Annotated in this window: 19 protein-coding genes; 16 read left to right on the top strand and 3 right to left on the bottom strand. The window is 68.8% G+C overall.

Going from position 1 to position 21,025, the window contains the following annotated elements; genetic code table 11:
• Window positions 1-96: 96 nt before the first annotated feature.
• A complete protein-coding gene (locus YIM_RS40865; RefSeq protein WP_194239913.1) occupies window positions 97-750 on the bottom strand; it encodes a DNA-binding response regulator in 654 nt (217 codons plus the stop codon).
• 189 nt (window positions 751-939) lie between these two features.
• Here YIM_RS40865 and YIM_RS40860 point away from each other — a divergent pair, with 189 nt between their 5' ends.
• The 16 genes from YIM_RS40860 to YIM_RS40785 all read left to right on the top strand — a co-directional run bounded on the left by YIM_RS40860 (window position 940) and on the right by YIM_RS40785 (window position 18,556).
• Window positions 940-1,560 carry a hypothetical protein gene (locus YIM_RS40860; protein WP_153035457.1) on the top strand — a complete coding sequence of 207 codons (621 nt, stop codon included), beginning with the start codon at window positions 940-942 and terminating at the stop codon, window positions 1,558-1,560.
• Between the two features lie 47 nt (window positions 1,561-1,607).
• Entirely contained in the window at window positions 1,608-2,429 is an 822-nt protein-coding gene (locus tag YIM_RS40855) for a helix-turn-helix transcriptional regulator (protein ID WP_228004335.1), read from the top strand.
• A gap of 105 nt (window positions 2,430-2,534) precedes the next feature.
• Entirely contained in the window at window positions 2,535-3,533 is a 999-nt protein-coding gene (locus tag YIM_RS40850; RefSeq protein WP_153035455.1) for a DUF1702 family protein, read from the top strand.
• Between the two features lie 178 nt (window positions 3,534-3,711).
• Window positions 3,712-4,686 (top strand): DUF1702 family protein, encoded by a 975-nt coding sequence (locus tag YIM_RS40845; protein ID WP_153035454.1) that lies wholly within the window; start codon window positions 3,712-3,714, stop codon window positions 4,684-4,686.
• Entirely contained in the window at window positions 4,683-6,608 is a 1,926-nt protein-coding gene (locus YIM_RS40840) for a CRTAC1 family protein (protein WP_153035453.1), read from the top strand. The genes YIM_RS40845 and YIM_RS40840 overlap by 4 nt, the downstream gene beginning before the upstream one ends.
• Before the next feature lie 3 nt (window positions 6,609-6,611).
• Window positions 6,612-7,667, top strand: coding sequence for an enediyne biosynthesis protein (locus YIM_RS40835; protein ID WP_228004334.1), 1,056 nt, complete (start codon window positions 6,612-6,614; stop codon window positions 7,665-7,667).
• Window positions 7,664-9,046, top strand: a complete 1,383-nt coding sequence (locus YIM_RS40830) for a cytochrome P450 (protein WP_228004333.1) — start codon at window positions 7,664-7,666, stop codon at window positions 9,044-9,046. Before YIM_RS40835 ends, YIM_RS40830 begins: the two co-directional genes overlap by 4 nt.
• A gap of 313 nt (window positions 9,047-9,359) precedes the next feature.
• Complete coding sequence (locus tag YIM_RS40825) at window positions 9,360-9,890, top strand: DUF5987 family protein (RefSeq protein WP_153037565.1); 531 nt, start codon at window positions 9,360-9,362, stop codon at window positions 9,888-9,890.
• Window positions 9,887-11,539 (top strand): FAD-dependent oxidoreductase, encoded by a 1,653-nt coding sequence (locus tag YIM_RS40820; RefSeq protein WP_153035452.1) that lies wholly within the window; start codon window positions 9,887-9,889, stop codon window positions 11,537-11,539. The genes YIM_RS40825 and YIM_RS40820 overlap by 4 nt, the downstream gene beginning before the upstream one ends.
• 4 nt (window positions 11,540-11,543) lie before the next feature.
• Window positions 11,544-12,137 (top strand): hypothetical protein, encoded by a 594-nt coding sequence (locus tag YIM_RS40815; RefSeq protein WP_153035451.1) that lies wholly within the window; start codon window positions 11,544-11,546, stop codon window positions 12,135-12,137.
• 1 nt (window position 12,138) lies between these two features.
• A complete protein-coding gene (locus YIM_RS40810) occupies window positions 12,139-12,735 on the top strand; it encodes a DUF6239 family natural product biosynthesis protein (protein ID WP_153035450.1) in 597 nt (198 codons plus the stop codon).
• A gap of 37 nt (window positions 12,736-12,772) precedes the next feature.
• Entirely contained in the window at window positions 12,773-13,810 is a 1,038-nt protein-coding gene (locus tag YIM_RS40805) for a carboxymuconolactone decarboxylase family protein (RefSeq protein WP_153035449.1), read from the top strand.
• A 193-nt stretch (window positions 13,811-14,003) separates the two neighbouring features.
• Window positions 14,004-14,798, top strand: a complete 795-nt coding sequence (locus tag YIM_RS40800) for a TIGR03084 family metal-binding protein (protein WP_153035448.1) — start codon at window positions 14,004-14,006, stop codon at window positions 14,796-14,798.
• Window positions 14,795-15,610, top strand: a complete 816-nt coding sequence (locus tag YIM_RS40795; RefSeq protein ID WP_153035447.1) for a class I SAM-dependent methyltransferase — start codon at window positions 14,795-14,797, stop codon at window positions 15,608-15,610. Before YIM_RS40800 ends, YIM_RS40795 begins: the two co-directional genes overlap by 4 nt.
• A 31-nt stretch (window positions 15,611-15,641) precedes the next feature.
• Window positions 15,642-17,192, top strand: a complete 1,551-nt coding sequence (locus tag YIM_RS40790; RefSeq protein WP_153035446.1) for a class I SAM-dependent methyltransferase — start codon at window positions 15,642-15,644, stop codon at window positions 17,190-17,192.
• The gene (locus tag YIM_RS40785; RefSeq protein WP_153035445.1) at window positions 17,192-18,556 is read left to right on the top strand and encodes an FAD-binding oxidoreductase; all 1,365 of its coding nucleotides are present in this window, start codon (window positions 17,192-17,194) and stop codon (window positions 18,554-18,556) included. The genes YIM_RS40790 and YIM_RS40785 overlap by 1 nt, the downstream gene beginning before the upstream one ends.
• Window positions 18,557-18,704: 148 nt before the next feature.
• Here the strand turns inward: YIM_RS40785 and YIM_RS40780 are convergent, their stop codons facing one another.
• Both YIM_RS40780 and YIM_RS40775 read right to left on the bottom strand, forming a co-directional pair.
• Entirely contained in the window at window positions 18,705-19,124 is a 420-nt protein-coding gene (locus YIM_RS40780; RefSeq protein WP_228004332.1) for an enediyne antibiotic chromoprotein, read from the bottom strand.
• A gap of 231 nt (window positions 19,125-19,355) precedes the next feature.
• Window positions 19,356-20,951, bottom strand: coding sequence for an MFS transporter (locus YIM_RS40775; protein WP_153035443.1), 1,596 nt, complete (start codon window positions 20,949-20,951; stop codon window positions 19,356-19,358).
• Window positions 20,952-21,025 lie beyond the last annotated feature (74 nt).

The raw sequence follows: 21,025 nt of genomic DNA, 5'->3' as shown, positions 1-21,025 counted from the left end.
ACGACGGTTGTCATCGTCGTCTCGAGCCTGTTTGACGGTATTTGTAACTCCGCCATTCAGGTAATGCGACCCGGCCCAATAACATGGCTCACCCGGTCACAGCCAGTCGTTTTCCTTCGCGATGCGGATGGCGTCCACGCGATTGCGCGCATTGAGCTTGGTGACCACCGTGGTCAGGTAGTTACGCACAGTTCCGGGAGAAAGAAACAACTGCGCCGCGATGTCGGCCACGTTCTGACCGGCGGCGGCCAGGCGCAGGATCTCGATCTCCCTGGTGGCCAGCGGGCAGTCCTCGGTGTCCCACGCCGCCAGCGCCAGTTCGCTGTCGATGACCCGCCTGCCGACGGCCACCTGTCGCACCGCGTTGGCCAGCTTCTTCGACGGCGCGTCCTTGAGCATGAAGCCGTTGACCCTGGCGTCCAGCGCCCGGCGCACCGTGCCCGGCCTGCCCAGACTGGTCAGGATCAGGGTCCGGCAGTCCGGCACGCTGGCGTGCAGCTCGGTGGCCGCGGTCAGGCCGTCCTTGCCGGGCAGGTCGATGTCGATGATGGCCACGTCGGGCTGGTGCTTCTGGGCGGCGGGCAGGATCTCGTCGCCGGAGGCCACCTCGGCGACCACGGTGATGTCGGCCTCGAGGTTCAGCAGGGCGACCAGTGCGCCGCGCAGCATGTGCATGTCCTCGGCCAGTAGAACATTGATCACTTCGCGCCTTTCGCTCGACGTAATCGCCTCCTCAGAATAATCGCTCATCGGTGTTCTCCGTGTCCTTCGAACGAGAAAAATTTGGCGCAGGCGTTATACCGAGGGTGCACTTTTTCTGGGCCGATCTGACTATGCGCAACCCCATTGGGTCTCGGTCTCGTTTCGTCCTCGGCTCGAGTCACCGAATGCATGCTTACTCCCAGCAGTTGAGTCGGGTCGGGACGCTGGGGAGGGACAATGCTGACGAACCTCTGTGCTTCGGCGTCCTGCCGGACCGGTCACGCGACCGGCGCCGCACCCTCGATCATCCCAGGTCCGCGTTTGTGCGCCCAGTGCCGGGCCCGCCTGGAACAGGCCTTCCGCGAACTGCCCGGTTGGTACGCCCGGTGCGCCAGGGTGCTGGCGAACGGCCGTGCGCCTGCCGCCGGTCGGCCGCGTTCCGGTGGTCCGTCCGGCCGCCGGGCCACCGCCGCCGCGGCCGAGCTGTGCACCGCGCTGAACACCTTCCTGCGCTCCTGGTGCGAACGCACGGTGACGAACGTCCCCGTCGAAGGCTCGCTGCCGATGGCCGCCTTCCTCGCCGCCCGGCTCGACGAACTGGCGCGGCACCCCCAGGCGGGTGAGCTGCTGGACGGGCTCGACGCGCTGATCGCGACCGCCCGCCTGGTCGCCCACCCCAACCCGTTGCTGCACACCGAACTGGGACCGTGCCGCCACGCCGGCTGCGACCGGGTGGTCCGGGTCGCGGTCCGCGTGAACTCCGAACTTCCGCCGCCGCGGCTCAGCTGCGACGCGGGACACCCGTGGCTGCCCGCACCGCGAGCCGCCGAACGGTACCGGCCGGAGCGCGCCGCATGAACCGCCGCGGTGAGCTCGCCAACGATTCCAACCAGGGAGTGCCCATCATGCAACCGGCCGTCCGCCAAGCCATCGCCGCGATGCACGAGCGCTACTTCGAGCCCATCACGCTGAACGACCTCGCCTCGGAGGTCTTCGTCAGCCCGTTCCACTTCTCCCGGATCTTCTCCAGGGCCACCGGCGTCACCCCGGGCCGGTACCTGACCGCGGTCCGGTTGTTCGAGGCCAAGCGCCTGCTGCTGACCACCTCGCTGACCGTGTCCGACATCGTCTGCAGCGTCGGTTACAGCAGCGTCGGCACCTTCACCAGCCGGTTCACCAGGGCGGTCGGCATGAGCCCAACCCAGTACCGCGACCCGATGGTGAGCGAGCTGCTGGTCGCGATGGCCCCGCACTTCCAGCGCCTGCCGTCGCTGAAGACGCTGCGCGACGCCGGCCAGAGCTGCGCGGTGCCGCAGAACAACGGCGGTTCGGTGGTCGGCAGGCTGGACATGCCGCCCGGCAAGACCACCGGCAACGTGCTGATCGGCGTGTTCGCCGAGGCCATCCCGCAGTGCGGCCCGGTGGCCTTCAAGGGCATGGCCGACAGCGGTTCCACCGAGCTGATCCTCAACAACGTGCCGCCGGGCCGCTGGCACGTGATCGCGGTGGCCGAGCACAACGGCGCGGTCGGCGAGGGCAAGTCGTACTCGATCGCCACCGCCGCGCCGATCGCCATCGCCGGTGACGAGACCGCCGCGGTGAACCTGCGGCTGCGGCCGGTGCGGCCGACCGATCCGCCGATCGCGATCACCCTGGCCTCGCGGGTCACCGCCGACGTCAGCGCGGTCGCCCTGCCCCGAGTCCAGGAACTGCCCGCGGTCGCCTAGCGACTGTTTTGACAGTGGTTTGCGGTGCCGGTTGCCGGCCCATCGCAAGCGGCTTCGCCGCTGTAAAACACTGCCTAAGCGCCGTCGAAAGTGAGGAAGTCTCCGATGTCGACCCTGCTCGGCTCCCTGCGGCGACGCGTGCTCGCCCCTTCGTTCAAGGCGGTCAGCTTCGCGGGCCGCGGCTTCGCGGTGGAACCCACCGACGCCACCGCGCGACTCGAAGCCATTCCCCAGTCGGTGGTCGCCGGATTCGAGTGGGGCATCGACAGCCCCGGTCAGTGGGACCTCGAACGGCGGCTGGACCTGGTCGAGGCCGAGTACCGCGGCTTCGCCTACGAAGGCGCGACGATGGCCTCGGCGGTGCTGGACGCGATGAGCTTCCGCCCGTCGAGCCGGACCCGCGACCTGCTGCTCGGCCCCGGTCAGCCGCACATCTTCCTGACCTACATCGGGATCGGGTTCGCGATGGCCCGGCTGCCGCGGCCGCTGTGGAAGAAGATCGTGCCGGACATCAGCGGCACCCCGTACCACCCGACGATGAGCTGGCTGGCCGTCGACGGGTACGGCTTCGACCGCGCCTACTTCGACACGAAGAAGATCGTGGACCGGCAGCACGTGCTCAAGCCCTATCCGTGGGACGGCCACCCCGCCTACTTCGGCCGCGCGGTGGACCAGGGCATCGGGCGCGCGCTGTGGTTCATCAACGGCGGGCACCCGGAGAACGTGGCGGCGGCGGTGGCGAAGTTCGCCCCGGAGCGCCACGGCGACCTGTGGAGCGGGGTCGGGCTGGCAGCCACCTTCGCCGGTGGTGCCGGCGCGGTGGGCCTGACGTGGCTGCGAACGCCCGCCGGGCAGCACGCGCCGGAGCTGGCGCTGGGCGCGGTGTTCGCCACGAAGGCGCGCACCTACTCCGGTTTTGTGCCGGCGCACACCGAGACCGGGATCCGCGCACTGGCCGGAGTGTCCATTGAGGACGCTGTGCGGATCGCGGACGAAACCGAGGTGGCGCACGAGGAAGGAACCTCGGCCACTCCGGCGTACGAAATCTGGCGCGAGCGCATTCGGCGTGAATTCTCCACCTCGAAACTGCGCTCCGTGGCTTGATTCAGAAGAAGGTCCGGCGGCCGCCGCTCTCTCCCGTGGAGCGGCGGCCGCTTCCGTCTGCGGGCCGCTGACCTGCGAACCTTCGGCAAGCAAGGAGTAGAGCGGGCCGGGTGTGACTTGGGATGGTTAATGCGCGAGTGCTCCGGAATTCGATTCTACCCGATAGGGGGAGAGCGAGTTGGGTAATGGCTGGCGCGCGCTACGGCGCCGCATTCTGACTCCGAACGTGGTGGAAACCACTTTGGACAAAAGGGGTTTCCACAAGAAGAGCCCGGCCGCGCAGGAACTGCTGGAGAAGGTCGGAAGGGTCTTCCTCGAAGGGTATGCGTACGCGGTCGAAGCGAAGACGACCGCCGACGCGATGGAGCGCTTGGACGCGATGCCGGAGCGCTGGCGTGGGTTCGCCTACGAAGGCGCGGGCATGGGCTGGGCGATGCTCGACGGCCTGCCGCTGCCCGGCAAGGGCCGGACCGAGCAGAGCCTGGTCAGCGGCGGCGATCCGCACAACTACCTGATCTACGTCGGCGTCGGCTGGGCGATGGCGAGGCTGCCGAAGTTCCGCTGGCCCGACCCGGAGAACTTCGATCCGCTGCTGCGCTGGCTGGTGCTCGACGGCTACGGCTTCCACCAGGCCTACTTCCGCACCCACAAGTACATCAACGAGCAGTACCAGGACGAGCGGTTCACCTGGCCGGTCGCGTCGCCGTACGCGAACCGCGCGATCGACCAGGGCATCGGCCGCGCGCTGTGGTTCATCGGCGGCACCGACGCCGAGCTGGTCACCTCGATGGTGCGCGACTTCCCCGAATCGCGGCATTCCGATCTCTACGGCGGGATCGGGCTGGCCGCGACCTACGCCGGTGGCGCGGATCCGGCCGAGCTGCGGTACCTGCGTGACCACGCCGGTGACCACCGCTGGATGCTCGCGCAGGGCTCGGCCTTCGCCGCCGAGGCCCGCGTGCGCGCCGGACTGCTCGTGCCGCACTCCGAGGCCGCCGCGGAGATCCTCTGCGGCACCGACGCGGTCACGGCCGCCAAGGTCACCCAGGACGTCCGGCCGGCCACGCCGGTCGACGGTGCGGTGCCCGCCTTCGAAACCTGGCGTCAGCAGATCGCAAACGAGTTCGTTTCCATTGGAGGTGTTCACCTATGACCGCGACAGTCCACTGGCTGCGCAAGCAGCTGGCCGGGATCGTTGCCCTCGTCCTCGTGGCGGGCATGTTCCTGGTCAGCAGCCTGCCGGAGACGTCGGCGGCCGAGCAGGACGAGCTGGCCGCCGGCTACGGCTTCGCGCCGAAGTCGGTCGCCATGCCCAGCGGCTTCCCGCAGCAGGAGATCCGGAAGGTCAACCAGGACTACAAGGACATCGACGCCTGGATCTCCTCGGTGGGCGCCGGTATCGCGATGAACGACGTCGACGGCGACGGGCTCGCGAACGACCTCTGCATCACCGATCCGCGGATCGACCAGGTGGTGATCACCCCGACCCCGGGCAAGGGCGACCAGCGCTACGCGCCGTTCGCGCTGCGGACCGGTGCGCTGCCGATGAACGACGTGATGGCGCCGATGGGCTGCGCCCCCGCGGACTTCAACGAGGACGGCACCACCGACCTGCTGGTCTACTACTGGGGCCGCACGCCGATCGTGTTCCTCGGCAAGCCGGAGGCGAAGGGCATGCCGCTCGACGCCAACTGCTTCGTCCCGGTCGAGCTGGTCCCCGGTTCCACCGCGTCGACCTACAACGGTCCTCAGTGGAACAGCAACGCGGTCGCCATCGACGACTTCGACGGTGACGGGCACATCGACATCTATCTCGGGAACTACTTCCCGCACAGCCCGGTCCTCGACCCCTCGGTCAAGGGCGGCGTGGAGATGAACGACTCGCTGTCGAACGCCTCCAACGGCGGCGAGGACTACTTCTTCCGCTGGACCGGCGCGAACGCGACGGGCGTGCAGTACCAGCAGCTCGACGACGTGATCCCGCTCGACCTGTCCAAGGGCTGGGTGCTCGGTGCCGCCGCGAACGACGTCGACGGTGACCTGCTGCCCGAGCTGTACCTGGCGCAGGACCACGGCAAGGACGCGATGCTGCACAACCGGTCCACCCCGGGCAACATCAAGTTCGAGCCCATCGTGGACAGCAAGACCCCGCTGGTGCCGAAGTCCAAGCGCATCGGTGGCGACTCGTTCAAGGGCATGTCGGCGGAGTGGGCCGACCTCGACCGCAACGGGCTGTACGACCTGTTCGTCAGCAACATCACCACCTCGTTCGGCATCGAGGAGAGCAACTTCCAGTTCATGAACACCGCGGGCAGCCAGTCCGAACTGCGGGCGAAGCTGCAGGCCGGTGACGCGCCGTGGGAGGACAAGAGCACCGACCTCGGCACCGCGTGGTCCGGCTGGGCCTGGGACATCAAGTCCGAGGACTTCAACAACAGCGGCAAGCCGGCCATCGCCCAGGCGACCGGGTTCGTCAAGGGCGAGATCAACCGCTGGCCGCAGCTGCAGGAGCTGGCCACCGCGAACGACCTGACCGTGCACGACCCGGCCTGGTGGCCGAACATGGTCAAGGGTGACGACGTGGCGGGCAGCCAGCGGCTGGCCTTCTTCGCCCCCAAGGCGGACGGCACCTTCGTCAACCTGTCCGAGCGGCTCGGCCTCGACGTGCCGGTGCCCACCCGCGGCATCGCCACCGGTGACGCCGACGGCGACGGCCGGATCGACATGGCCGTGGCCCGCCAGTGGGACCAGCCGGTCTTCTACCAGAACACCGCGCCGGCGGCCGGTGAGTTCCTCGGCCTGAAGCTGACCCACCCGGACGGTGCGCCGGTGGTCGGTGCCCAGGTCTGCGTGAAAACCGCGGACGGCCGGATGATCGTCGGCCGCGTCGACGGCGGCAGCGGCCACTCGGGCAAGCGCAGCAACGATGTCCACATCGGACTCGGGGATGTGCGGGGCGCCCAGGAGGTCAAGCTGCAGTGGCGCGACCGCAGCGGTCAGGCCCACGAACAGGATCTGAAGCTGAACCCGGGCTGGCACTCGCTCCAGCTCGACACGCAGGCCAAGGAGAGGTGAGTCATGGCCGAGCAGAAACCCAGTGGCCCGCCGCAGAATTCGGGTGGCCCGCCCCGCGACCCCAAGGTGATCACCGCCCTGCGCCGGTTCGCGATCTCGATGACCGTGTTCAACATCCTCGGGTACACCGTGCTCGGCTTCGAGCAGCCGTGGCTGTGGCCGTTCATCGCACTGGCCACCGGGTACTCGGTGGAACTCGGGCTGGAAATGATCAACGCCAGGGTCGAGGGCCGCGCACCGCGCTTCCTCGGTAGCGGCTTCAAGGGCCTGGTGGAGTTCCTGTTCCCCGCGCACATCACCAGCCTCGCGGTGAACATGCTGACCTATCCCAACGACCAGATCCTGGTGATGCTGTTCGGCATCGTGGTCGCGGTGGGGGCGAAGTGGGTGCTGCGGGCGCCGGTCCGCGGCAGGCTGCGCCACTACATGAACCCGTCGAACTTCGGTATCGCGGTGATCCTGCTGGTGTTCCCGTGGGCCAGCATCGCGCCGCCCTACCACTTCACCGAGAACGTCTCCGGCGTGATCGACTGGCTGATCCCGGTGCTGATCATCGTCGCGGGCACCATGCTGAACGCGAAGCTGACCGGCCGCATGTGGCTGATCTTCGGCTGGCTGAGCTTCTTCGCGCTGCAGTCGGTGGTCCGCGGGGTGCTGCTGGACACCGCGATCCTCGGCGCGCTCGGCACGATGACCGGTGTGGCGTTCGTGTTGTTCACCAACTACATGATCACCGACCCCGGTACCACGCCGTCGAAGCCGGGCTCGCAGTTCGCCTTCGGCGCCGGGGTGGCGACCCTGTACGGCGTGCTCACCGGCGCCGGGATCGCCTACGGATTGTTCTTCGCCACGGCCGCGGTCTGCCTGATCCGCGGTGGCTTCCTCTGGGCGCTGCACTTCGTCAACAAGGCGCGGCTGCAGTTCGAGGCCGAGCAGAAAGCCGCGGCGGAGAAAGCGAAACTGGAAGCCGCGCCACCGGCGGGAACCGAGTCCATCCCGGCCCCGGTCTCCATCGCGGCGAAGGCGGCCGATCCGCCACCGGCCGAGAAGGCGGCGTGAGCCTGCTCAAGCGGACTCGGGACTCCGGCGGCACCCCTCGACGGGTGCCGCCGGGCCCGCCCCGGTCCGCGACCTTCCGGCTGCTCAAGCACCTGGCGGGCGACCGGCTGCGGTTGATGTCGGAAGCCGCCGGAACCTACGGCGACGCGGTGCGGATGGCCATCGGGCCGAAGACGCTCTACTTCTTCAACCACCCGGATCCCGCGAAGTACGTGCTGGCCGACAACGCGTCGAACTACCACAAGGGAATCGGCCTGGTACAGGCGAAGCGGGCGCTCGGGGACGGCCTGCTCACCAGTGAGGGCCAGCTCTGGCGCAAGCAGCGCAAGATCATCCAGCCCGCGTTCCAGCACAAGCGGATCGTGGCGCAGGCGGGCATCGTGGCCGAGGAGGGCGCGAAGCTGGTCGACCGCCTGCGGTCGCGGGCCGGTGGCGGGCCGATCGACATCACCCAGGAGATGACCGGGCTGACCCTCGGGGTGCTCGGCCGGACCCTGCTCGACGCCGATCTCGGCGCGTTCGACGCGGTGGGCCACTCGTTCGAAGCCGTGCAGGACCAGGCGATGTTCGAGATGGTCACGCTGTCGATGGTGCCGATGTGGGTCCCGTTGCCCAAGCAGCTGCGCTTCCGCGCGGCACGGCGGGAACTGCAGCGGGTGGTCGACGCACTGGTCGCCCACCGCGACGCCACGGGCGGCGCCATCGGCGACGATGTCCTTTCGCGACTGATCGTGTCCACCCGGGAGGAAGCGGACCCGGCGGTCGGCGAGCAGCGCATGCGGGACGAGCTGGTCACCCTGCTGCTGGCCGGGCACGAGACGACGGCGAGCACGCTGAGCTGGTCGCTGCACCTGCTCGACCGGCACCCGGAGGTCGCGGAACGCCTGCGGGCGGAGGCCATCGAGGTGCTCGGGGACCGGCTGCCGCAGCACGAGGACATCCGGAAACTGGTCTACACCAACCAGGTCATCTCCGAGGCGATGCGCCTGTACCCACCGGTGTGGATCCTGCCGAGACTCGCCCTGGAGGACGACGAGATCGCCGGTTACCACGTGCCGGCGGGCTCGGATGTGGTGGTGTGCCCGTACACCCTGCACCGGCACCCGGACTTCTGGGACCGCCCGGCGGAGTTCGACCCGGACCGCTTCGCCCCGGACGCCACGGCCGGACGGCCGCGGTACGCCTACATCCCGTTCGGTGCGGGTCCGCGGTTCTGCGTCGGGAACAGCCTCGGCCTGATGGAGGCGGTCTTCGTGCTCGCGATGATCGCCAGGGAACTGACGCTCACCGGGGTGCCGGGCCACCAGGTGGTCGCGGAACCCATGCTCTCGCTGCGCGCGAAAGGCGGCTTGCCGATGACCGTGCGCAAGGCGGAATGAGCCGCCGGCGGATCCCCGCCCACCCACCCCTCGGGGATCCGCCGGCCACCCCTTGTGGGAGCCACCCCGGTTTTTCAGTGTGACTACGGCGAAGACCTCGAAGTCAAGGCGGGAAAGATGCCTTGACTTCGAGGTCTTCGCCGTGTTTTTGGCTTTGGACCGGGGATGGGGAAGGGCTGGGTGGCTCGGACAAACCCCTCGGCAAGCCAGAAGACGTACCCGGCCCCCGCGTCCTGATCTCATGGAAACCAAGGTCCGTAGAGAGGAGACGCCCGTGGACGCGGCCAATCCCGACGCGCGCGCAGTCAAGGTGATGACGCTCGAGGCGTATGCCGACACGATCGTTCCCGGCGAGAAGCGCCATCCCGACGACCATGCCATCGCCGGGGTTTCCGAGGGGCCCGGCTCGGTCGAGGCCGGTGCCATCGAGCTGCTGGAGACCGAGGCCACCGGGATCACCGCCGGGCTCGACTTCCTCGTGCCGATGCTCAACGGGCACGCCAAGGCCTACGCCGAGGAGCACGGCAGGGACCTCGACCCGAGCCTGCCGGAGTTCGTCGCACTGTCCTATGAGGACCGTGTCCAGCTCATCCTGAAGCTGACCAAGAACGGCCACCCGGAGAAGGACGGCTGGGTCAGCCTGGCCCTGTTCTGCAACATGGCCTTCGACAGCGCCCCGCACCTGAGCACCGCGCAGGCCCTCGCCGACGGGCACCCCGGGCTGCGGGCGATGGGCATCACCACGCCCGACGCCGACGGCCTCTGGCGTTTCCCGAACTACTCCTACGGCCGCAAGCTCGCCGAAGTCCACCCGGACACCACGCCTTCAGGGAGCCCCGCATGACCAGCGACAAAACCGAGGTCCTCATCGTCGGCAGCGGTTTCGGCGGTGCCATCGCGGCCTACCACCTCGCCGCCGGCGGGGCCAAGGTCACCGTGCTCGAGCGCGGCCCGTGGCTGGAGACCAAGGACTTCGACCACGACTTCCTGCTCGGCTCCTCCTACACCAGGGCCTTCGACTTCGTCGTCGGTGACGGGATGAGCGTGCTCGGCGGCAACTGCGTCGGCGGCGGTAGCGTGGTCTACTTCGCCGCGATGCCGCGCGCGCCGCGGTTCGTCTTCGAGCGCCACGGCAGCATCGGCCGTCGCATGTGGCCCGCCGAGATCAGCCGTGACACCCTCGACCCGTGGTACGACCGGGTCGCCGAGGCCATCCCGGTCACCCAGCAGGACTGGAACGACGTCACCTACTCCGGTGGGCTGTGGGCCGCCGCCTGCCACCACTCCGGCCGCACCGCGAACCCGACCCCGGTCGCCATCGACAACGCCAAGTGCACCAACTGCAACTGGATGATGGGCGGCTGCCGGTTCGACGCGAAGCGCTCGATGCTGACCAACTACCTGCCCGCCGCGATCTCGCACGGCGCCACCATCCGCCCGCTGCACGAGGTGCAGAAGATCGAGCGGACGCACGACGGTGGCTACCGGGTGCACTACAACATCGTCGACGACGTCGACTACCGCGTGCACAGCGAAAGCGGCGTGATCGAAGCGAAGATCGTCATCCTGGCCGCGGGCGCCGGGGCCACCCCGGTGATCCTGCAGCGCTCGGAGGAGGCGCTGGGCAAGATGCCGCACGGCGTCGGCCGCTACTTCTCCGGCAACGGCGAGCGGCTGAACACCGCGATCCTCAACGAGGACAAGGTGCGCGAGGTGCTCGGACTGTCCCGTGAGGACGGACTGGCGTACGAGGCGAACCAGATCGGCAAGGGCCCGACCGTGGCCTGCTGGGACCGGCTCGACGAGAAGCTGCCCGAGTACTCGCGGTACTCGATGGAGCAGCTGTACTTCCCGCCCGGCCTCGGCACCATTCTCGCCCAGGTCCCCGGCGGTGACGCGCCGACCTGGTTCGGCAAGGAGAAGAAGGAGATCCTCAAGCGCTGGCGGTCGTGGCTGACCATCTTCCTGATGACCGAGGACGACAACGAGGGCGTGTTCGGCCCGCCGCCGCCCACCGGCAACGCGTTCCGCGTCTCGCAGCAGATGCTCGGCCGCGGTGCGCTGAAGTACGACCCGACGCCGAACACGCTCAGTGGCTGGGCGAAGGCCGACGCCGAGGTCAAGGAGATCATGGAGAAGGACGGCCTGGCCACCATCGCGCCGTGGACGAACGACGTGGTCGGTGCGTACACAGTGCACCCACTGGCCTCGTGCCGAATCGGGGACGACGCGGCCACCTCGGCGCTGCACCCGAACCACGAGCTGCGCGACCACCCCGGGATCTTCGTCACCGACGGCTCCGCGGTGCCCGGCGCGCTCACCGTCAACCCGGCGATGACCATCGCCGCACTGGCCGAACGCGCTGTTCCCGGAATTGTCAAGGCCGCACAAAATCGCGGAATCGACGTAAAGTACGGCGCACCGTCGCCGGACGGCTCGATCAGCGGACGGCGAGGAGTGACCAAGTTGGCACTGAGTCTGGCGGGAGACTGAAAAGATGGCGGAAACGCGGACCTCAGGCGGTTGGAAGGCGTTCAGCGAGAAGCTGAACACCGACTGGCACAAGCCCGCTCTGCTGTTGTACAGCGTGGTAGTGCTGGCGCACTGGGCCGAGCACATCGCCCAGGCGATCCAGGTCTACGCGCTCGGCTGGCCCGTTCCGGAGGCCAGGGGCGTGCTCGGTATGCCATTTCCCTGGCTGGTTACCTCCGAATGGATGCACTACGGTTACGCCATTCTGATGATGGTGAGCTTCATCATTCTTCGCCACGGCTTTGTCGGCCGGTCGAAGACGTGGTGGAAGGTCGCCATGTGGATCCAGGTGTGGCACCACTTCGAGCACCTGCTCCTGCTGCTGCAGGCGCTCACCGGGGCGAACCTGATGGGCGGGGCGAAGCCGACCAGCATCGCGCAGCTGCTGATCCCGAGGGTCGAGCTGCACCTGTTCTACAACACCATCGTCTTCATCCCGATGGTGATCGCGATGATCTACCACCTGCGCCCCAGCGCCGAGGAGCGGGCGATGATGCGTTGCGCCTGCGCGTTGCGCCAGGTGGAACCGGCCGCGAAGGCGAAGGCCGGGGTGGCCTGACATGTCGCGGGTGACACAGGGTCCGCACGACCACGTGATCACCTTCGGCGTCACCACCGGCACGCTCTGGTTGCAGGTCCTGCTGGTCGCCGCCGCGCTCACCGTCGCGGCCTGCGCGCTGATGCGCCCGTTCTTCGCCGAACAGGAGCGGATCGCGCGGGTCGCGGTGGCGTGGGCGGCGGCGGTGGCCGGCGTGCTCACGCTGCTGCTCACCGACGGCCTGGACCTGCCGCGGCAGTTCGCCGTGGTCTTCCTGGCCGGACTCGGGGTGCCGCTGTTCCTGGCGCGTCACACCGAACCGGGCACCACGGTGCCGTTGCGAATGGCCCACCGCCTGACGCCGTGGGTCCTGCTGGCCGCGGCGACCGGTGCCAGCGTCGAGTTCGCTCGAGCCTGGCTCGGGGCGGGCTCGGACCGGGCCGGAGTCCTGCTCAACACCGGGCTCGTGATCGCGATGGTCGGGTTGTCCTGGTTCGCCGTCTGGCGGCCGGAACCCGGCCGGGCCAAGGCACTGGCCGACACCGTGGGCTGGGCGCTGGCCAGTGCCGTGGTCGCGGGCACCGCACACGTCGCCACCCTGACCGTGGCCGCCGGATAGCCGTTTTCGGTGGCCCGTTCCCGAAGAAGGGGTCACCATGACACCGTTGCCGATCCGGCTCGCGCTGCGCCGGACGCTCAAGCAGGTCCGCCACGTGCGGCCGGTCCGGCCACGCTCCGCGACCGGTCTGGTGAAGGCGGTCTACCGCCAGGTCGAGCGGGACTTCGGCATGCTGGCGCCACCGACGGCGCTGCACTCGCCGGCACCGGAGGTGCTCGCCGCGGCCTGGACGATCCTGCGCGAGTCGCTGATCGCCGGGCGCACCGCGAGCCGGGCGGCGAAGGAAGCCGTCGCCTCCGCCGTTTCGGTGCGCAACGCCTGCCCGTACTGCGTCGAGGTGCACAGCGCCACCATGGCCGGGCTGATGTCCACAACGGACGCCACGGCCATTTCCGACGACAACATCGAGACCGTCGCCGATCCGGAGATCCGGGCGGTCGCCGCCTGGGCGCGCGGGGACGGCTCGGTGGAACTGCCCGCCGCGCAGGCCGCCGAACTGATCGCGGTGGCCTTCACCTTCGAATACCTCAACCGCGTGGTGCACGTGTTTCTCGGACCGTCGCCGCTGCCGCCGGAGGTACCGGAGAACGCGAAGCGATTCGTGCGCGGCATGCTCGGCCGTTTCCTGCGCCCCGGTGCGGAACCGGTTCCCGGTGCCGCGCTCGAACTGCTCCCGGCCGGCGGAACGGCGCCGGACTGGGCGGACGGTCCGCTCGCCGACGCATTCGCGCGGGCATTCAAGGCTTTCGAGGCGGCGGGGGAGCGCGCGCTCTCGGCCGAGGTTCGAGAACTGGTCGAAGGCCGGCTGCGCGACTGGACCGGCGAACCGAAGGGCCTGAGCCGTTCGTGGGTGGAGCCGCTGGTTTCCGCGCTGCCCGAACAAGATCGCGGTCCGGCCCGCTTCGCGCTGCTCATCGCGTTTTCCGCGTTCCAGGTCGATGAGTCCATTGTGGAAAATGTGCCCGGCGGCGATGTCGTGTTGGTGGAAATCGCCTCCTGGGCTGCCTTTTCCGCGGCTCGCCGGGCAGTGGAACTGCGCGGGGTGAGGGCGGGAAAGGAGAAGACCGCCCGCTGAGGCCGCCTCCATACTCGAAAGCGTCAGATCGCCCGCCTGGTCAAAGCGAGACCGCCTCAACCTGTAGACGACGGTTCGGCTTTTGCGCAGGCGTCCTTCCGCGATCTGCGCCCCGGCGAACGCCGTGCACCCGTACTCCGGTTCGCGGGTGCACGGCGAACGTCATGTTCACGCGTGGAGAGAGGACGGACGGGTGAAGGACTTCCAGCAGGTGATCGCCGATCTGACCGCCGAAGCTGAAGAGTTCGACCGGCTGGTGGCGGAACTCCCCGATGCCGACTGGGCCAGGGCCACCCCGGCACCGGGCTGGAGCATCAAGCACCAGGTCGGGCACCTGGCGTTCATCTTCAAGATCGCCGGACTGGCCGCCGCCGAGCCCGCCGTGTTCAACGCGATCACGTCGAAGATCGGCCCGAACGGCTTCGAGGCCGCGGTCAACGGCGCGCTCGAGGAGTACATCCACGATCCCGCCGAGTCGGTGCTCACCCGCTGGCGGGCCGAGCGCGACACCGGTATCAAGGCGCTCGCCGCGGTGCCCGCCGACCAGGTGGTGCCGTGGCTGGTCAACCCGCTGCCGCCGGCCGTGCTGGCCTGCGCGGGCATGATGGAGTTGTTCGGCCACGGCCAGGACATCGCCGACACGCTCGGTGTCGAGCGGGTGAAGACCGACCGCATCGCCAACCTCGTCGGCTTCGCCGTGCGCACCTGGAACTTCGGTTACCAGGCGCGGAACCTGCCCGAGCCCGACGTCCAGTTCCGGTTCGAGCTGACCTCGCCCTCCGGTGCGCTGTGGGCGTTCGGCCCGGCCGAGTCCGAGGAGCGGATCACCGGTGACGCGTGGGACTTCTGCCTGCTGGTCACCCGTCGCCGCCACCGCGCCGACCTGGACCTGACCGCCACCGGCGCCGAGGCCGACCGCTGGCTCGACCTCGCGCAGGCCTATCGCGGCCCGGCGGGTGAGGGACGGCAGCCGGGTCAGTTCTCATGAGCATTTCCGACGAGATCGGCAAGCACTACGACGAGCGCTCGCCGATCGGTGACGAACTGCGCGACGGCCAGATCCACATGTGGTACTGGTTCGACCGGCACGACGACGCCACGCTGCCCGAGGCCGTGCACCGGATGAGCCGCAAGGTCACCGAAACCCTCGGGCTGCGACCGGGTGAGCACCTGCTCGACGCGGGCTGCGGCCCCGGCGAGACCGCGGTCTACCTGGCCGGCGAGTACGGCGTGCGGGTCACCGGCATCACGCTCAGCGCGTACGAGATCGCGCAGGGCGGGAAGCGGGCCGAAGCGGCCGGCGTGGCCGAGCGCGCCCGGTTCGAGTACGGCGACTTCACCGCACTGTCCTATCCGGACAATTGCTTCGACGCGGTGCTGGCGCTGGAATCCCTGCAGAACGCGCCGGACCTGGCGACCGTGCTCGGCGAGTTCTTCCGGGTGCTGCGTCCCGGCGGGCGGCTGACCTTCTCCGACTTCAGCCTGGAGTCCGACCGCGATCCGGCGCGGGTGGCCAAGTTCGTCGAAACGCTGAAGCTCGGTGCGTTGCCGACGCTGCCCGAGTGGCTGGACCTGACCCGCGCCGCCGGGTTCGCGGTGGAGGAGTACACCCAGTGCGGCCCGCGCGCGTTCGGGATGAAAACGAAGTACCTGGAGACCGCGATGCGCAGCCGGGACGAGATCACCGCCAAGTTCGGCGAGGCGGCGGTGGGTGAGTTCTCCCGCAACCACCTCGGGTTCTTCGCCCCGCGCAAGGACCAGATCGGGTACGTGATCGTCTCCGCCCGCAAACCCGGCTGAGCTGACCAAACCTTGGAAAGGACGCGCAGAAATGACTGACGCCGTTACCGACTCGACCATCGCCGAACTGGTGAAGGCGTTCGCCAGCGCCCAGCCGGAGCAGCTGCAGGCCGAGTTCGAGAAGCTGGCCGGTGCCGTGTGGAGCGAGGGCGTCCTGACCGAGCTGGCCCTGCCCGCCGCGCCGGTGCTGGTCGACGTGCTCGACCAGGTCACCGAGGACCACCAGGGCCGCCTGGTGATCCTGCTCGGCCTGCTCGCCGAGGCCGAATACCCGGAGTCGGGTCCGGTCAACCAGGCGGTGCGCGCCGGGCTGGACCACTACCTGGCGCTGGTCGCCCGTGAGTCGAACTCGCAGGCGTTCACCCTGGCCCTGCTGTACCTGCTCTCCCACTTCCCCGGTGACCGCGAGCGCATTCTCGACGCGGTGGCGGGGATCGGACTCGGCCCGGAGGAGCAGACCCGGCTGGAGCGCGCGCTGGCCTCGCTCGACCTGGCCAAGCCGGACCTCGGCCGGGTGTGGCCCGCGCCGTCGATCTGGGCGCTCAACGCCTCCGAGCAGGACTTCGACCAGAGCTGGATCAACGACCTGTCGACCGAGCAGATCACCACGAACTGGGAGAACGACACGAAGACCGTGTTCGGCTTCTCCGGTGCGAAGGCGTACTGGGCGGTGCTGAACGGCGACGTGGTCCAGGTGGCGCAGAACCCGCCCTCGCGCTACGAGTCGGACGAGGAGATCGACTCGAGCACCTCGGGTCTGTTCGGTGCGCACGTCGAGGCGTTCCGCTGCGCGAACTGCTCCGGTGCGCTGGAGATCCGCAACGAGACCGTTCGCTGCCCCGAGTGCGCCACCTCGTACCCGGTCGCCAACGGCGTGCTGGACCTGACCGCGGGCATCGCCGAGACGATCAGCACCGGCAACGACGACGAGACCGCGGACCTGCTGCAGAAGCTGGCCGAGATGCCGACCATGGGCCTGTACTACGAGTCCGTGCTGCGCCCGGCCTACCTCCAGATCGCCGGATCGAACTGGGGCGGGGCGGTCACTCCGTCCGATGAGGACGCCTACATCGCCACGCACATCGAGCCGGTCGACGGCCCGGTGCTCGACCTCGCCGCCGGCGCGGGCCGCTGGACCACGGTGGTTTCCGACACCGTCGGCCCGGACCGCCTGCTGGCGCTCGACATGGGCCTGCCGATGCTGAGCGTGCTGCGCAGCAGGCTGCCCGAGGTGCCCGCGGTGCAGGGCAGCGCGCTCGACCTGCCGTTCGCCGACGCCAGCTTCGGCGCGGTGAACATGTGGAACGCGCTGCAGGCCTTCCCCGACGACGCGGAGACCGCGATCCTCGAGGTCGGCCGGGTGCTGCGGCCGGGCGGCACGTTCACCTGCATGACCTTCCTGTTCGGCCAGGACCCGATCTACCGGCACTTCCAGAAGTCGCACTTCTTCCCCAGCCGTCCCGCCGGGCACCTGCTGTTCGAGCTGGAGGACATCAAGGCGTGGCTGGACCGGGCCGGGATGCGGATCGTCGAGCTGTCCGGGCCGGAGACGTTCGTCTTCTTCACCGCCGAGCGGATCTGATGGCCGTCCGGTTGCCGGGGCAGCCCGGTTACGACGAGGCGACGGCGGTCTTCAACCTGACCGCTCCCGCCGAGCCGGCGGCCGCGGTCGTGGCGTCCACTGTGGAGGAAATCCGCGCGGCACTGGAATATGCGCGGTCGTTCCGGATGGGCGTGCGGGTGCACACCACCGGGCACGCGTCGCCGACGCAGCGGCCGATGGACGGTTCGCTGCTGCTCAAGGTACGGCCGCCGGGGCCGGTCGAGGTCGACGCTTCGCGGCGGGTGGCTCGGATTCCGGCGGGCACGCTGTGGGGAGCGGTCGCCGAGGCGGCCGCCCCCTTTGGGCTCGCCGCACCGCATGGTTCGTCCGGAACCGTTGGTGTGGTCGGATATCTGCTGCGTGGCGGGATGAGCTACTACGGGCGTCAGCTCGGGGTGGCGACGAACCTGGTGCGCGCGGTGGAACTGGTCACGGCTGACGGATCGCTGGTGCGGGCTTCGGCGACGGAGAACCAGGAGCTGTTCTGGGCGGTTCGTGGCGGCGGTGGGGGCTTCGGGATTGTTGTCGCCCTTGAGGTCGAGCTGTTCCCGGCGGCGAAGGTGATCACCGGATCGGCTTTCTGGGCTGGTTCTCATGCTGCGCGTTTGCTGGACGAGTGGTTGCGCTGGTCGGTCGACGCGCCGTGGGAGGCGACGACTTCGTTGCAGATCATGAACCTGCCGGATCTTCCGGAGATCCCGGAGGTGCTGCGGTCCGGTCCGGTGTTGAGTGTGGACGGTGCCGTGCTGGCGGTGACCGAGGATGGCGTCGCCACGGCGCAGGCGCAGGCGGACGAGCTGCTGGGGCGGTTGCGTTCGGTGGCCGAGCCGGTGATGGACAGCTGGGCGCTGACGAAGCCGTCGGCCGTGCTGGAAGCGCACATGGATCCGGAAGACCCGGTGCCGATCGCGGGGGATCACCTGCTGCTTCGTGACCTGGACTCGGCTGGGGCCGCGGAGTTCCTGCGCGTGGTGGGGCCGGAGTCGGGTTCGCCGTTCATCAGCGCGGGGATGCGGCAGCTGGGCGGGGCGTACTCGGTGGCGGATCCGGCTGGTGGAGCGTTGTCCTCATTCGCGGGGCGATTCGCGTATTCGGGGGCTGGGCTCGTGGTGGATGCTTCTTCGCGGGATGCGGTGGAGGGGCACTGCGCGGTGGTGCGTTCGGCGCTTTCCCCTTGGGACAGTGGGTGGACTGTGCCCAGTTTCGTGGAGAACTGGCAGCAGCCGCAGCGGCATCTTTCGGAAGCGGCTATTGCGCGGGTGGATGCGGTTCGGGCGGTTGTTGATCCGGATGGGGTTTTTGCGGGGGATGTTTCTCCGGGGGCCACCGCCCCGATTTTTTAGTGTGACTACGGCGAAGACCCCTTTGTCAAGGCTGGGACGATGCCTTGACAAAGGGGTCTTCGCCGTGTTTTTGGCTGGGTGTGCGGTGAATGTGGCTTTCGCGGCGGAGTTCGCTGCGAAAGCCACATTCACGGCAACATGTGTGTGGTCAGCTGAAGGCAACGTTCGTGCTGGCGCCGGCGGAGCCATCGGCGTTGTAGACACCGATCACGCACTGGACCGCACCGCAGTCCACGGTGACCGAACCGCCGCCGCCGACGGTGCCGGTGAACGTCTTCTTCACGGTCAGCGGGGTGCTCGCCGCCCCGCTGGCGTTGGTGGTGACCGACACAACCCCCGTTGCGTCACACGCGTACTGGCCGCCGACGGTCCCGCACAGACCGACGAAGTGCTCCAGGTTCGCGGTCAGCCCGGTCGCCGAGACGGTCACCGTGGCACCACTGGTCAAACCCGTCGCCGGGGTCACCGAAACGGTGCCCGCGGCCGACGCGCCCGCCTGCGAAGCCAGGGTGAGCCCGCCCGCCAGCGCGAAAGCGGCGGCGGCCTTGGCGATCAGCTTCTTCTGCACAGTCGAACTCCATTCAGCCGTGTGAACAAACAATGTGGTGGAGAATCCCGGAAGTTGATAACCTTCGGCGTTTGCTTGATTGCCGTCTGTCATCTACCAACAAAGTTACCGAAAGCCCGGCAAATCGGTCAACGGCGGAAGTTGATGTAGCAAGATGGGAGAAGGGCACAAAATAGAGCGACCCCCGCCAGGCCCGGACTGCCTGGTGGGGGTCGCTTTTGCGGGTATTGCTCAGTTCGTTGCGACGGGGCTTTCCTCGGTCGCCTCGGCGCCGGCTTCCGCTCCGGCTTCGGCGGCGCCCGTGGCGGGGGCGTGCCGCAGGACCGTCGCGGCGACGATGGCCAGGAGCACGGCCATCGCGGCGCTGACCGTCACGGTGGTGCTCAGGCTGGTGCTGAACGCGTCACGCGCGACCGAAAGCAGTGCTTCCCCGGCCGCACCCGGCACCGACTGCGCCGCCGCGGCGGCACCGGCGATGCTTTCGCGAGCCGCGTCGGCCGCGGCGGCCGGCACGTCGGCGGGGATGGCGACGTCGTCCATCTGACCGCGGTAGACCGCGGTGCCGATGACACCCATCGTCGCCACGCCCATCGCGATGCCGAACTCACCGCCGGTCTCCGACAGCGAGGACGCCGAGCCCATCTTCTCCATCGGGACCGAGGAGAACACCAGCCCGGTGCCGAGCGAGCCCATCGGACCCGCGCCGGCCGCCGAGACGACCAGACCGGCGATCACGATCGCCAGCCCACCAGGACCGTCCACAAAGGTCAGCAGCACGTAACCGGCGGCCACCGCGACCAGGCCGGCGGCGATGGCGTAACCCGGCCGCACCCTGCGGGCGATGATCGGTGCCACCATCACGCTGACGATGGTGGTCGCCGCCGACGGCAGCAGCCACAGCGCCGCCTGCAGCGGCGACAGCCCCTCGACCACCTGCAGGTACAGGTTGATCAGCAGGTAGCTGCCGCTCATGATGCCGCCGGCCGTGGTGATCGCGATGGCGGCGGTGAAGGTGCGGTTCTTGAACAGGCTCATGTCCAGCAGCGGGTTCTCCAGCGAGTGCTGCCGCTTGACAAAAACCACGCCGATGATCAGGCCGACCACGATCGCGCCGATGCTGACCACGCTGAACTCGAGCTTGGCCAGCTCCTTCAGGCCGTAGATGACGGGCAGGATGGTCGCCAGCGAGAGCACCACGCTGACCAGGTCGAGCTTGCCGGCGTTCTCGTCCTTGTACTCGGGCAGCAGGAACGGGCCGAAGACGACCAGCGCCAGCATCACCGGAACGGCGAGCAGGAACACCGAGCCCCACCAGAAGGCGTCGAGCAGCGCGCCACCGATGACCGGGCCCAGCGCCATGCCGCCCATGAAGCAGGCCATCCAGACACCGATCGCGGTGCCCTGCTGCTTCGGGTCGGTGAACATGTTGCTGATCAGGGCCAGGGTCGAGGGCATCAGCGTGGCGCCCGCGATACCCATCAGCGCCCGGCTGGCGATCAGCATTTCCGGGTTGGCCGAGAAGGCGGCCAGCACCGAGGCGATGGCGAAGGCGACCCCGCCGATCAACAGCAGCCGCTTGCGACCGACCCGGTCACCCAGTGTTCCCATGGTCACCAGGAAACCGGCGATCAGGAAGCCGTAGATGTCGGTGATCCACAGCTGCTCGGTGCCGGTGGCGCCCAGGTCCGCGCTGAGGTGGGGCAGCGCGAGGTACAGCACGCTGAGGTCCAGCGACAGCAACAGGGTCGGCAGTGCGAGCACCGCCAGCCCCAGCCATTCTCGCCGCCCGGCCCGCGCACCGGACCCGGCGTCGGCGGTCGTGTCCATAGAAATTCCCTCCGTAATGGTTTTTGTCCGGGTCGTCGGGACAAATCGGTCACCTAACAGGATCGGTGTAAGCC

It is taken from the genome of Amycolatopsis sp. YIM 10 (assembly GCF_009429145.1).
In the GTDB taxonomy this organism is placed as follows: domain Bacteria; phylum Actinomycetota; class Actinomycetes; order Mycobacteriales; family Pseudonocardiaceae; genus Amycolatopsis.
The sequence above is the reverse complement of the archived record's forward strand: the minus strand, read 5'-3'. Positions and strand labels throughout refer to the sequence as shown.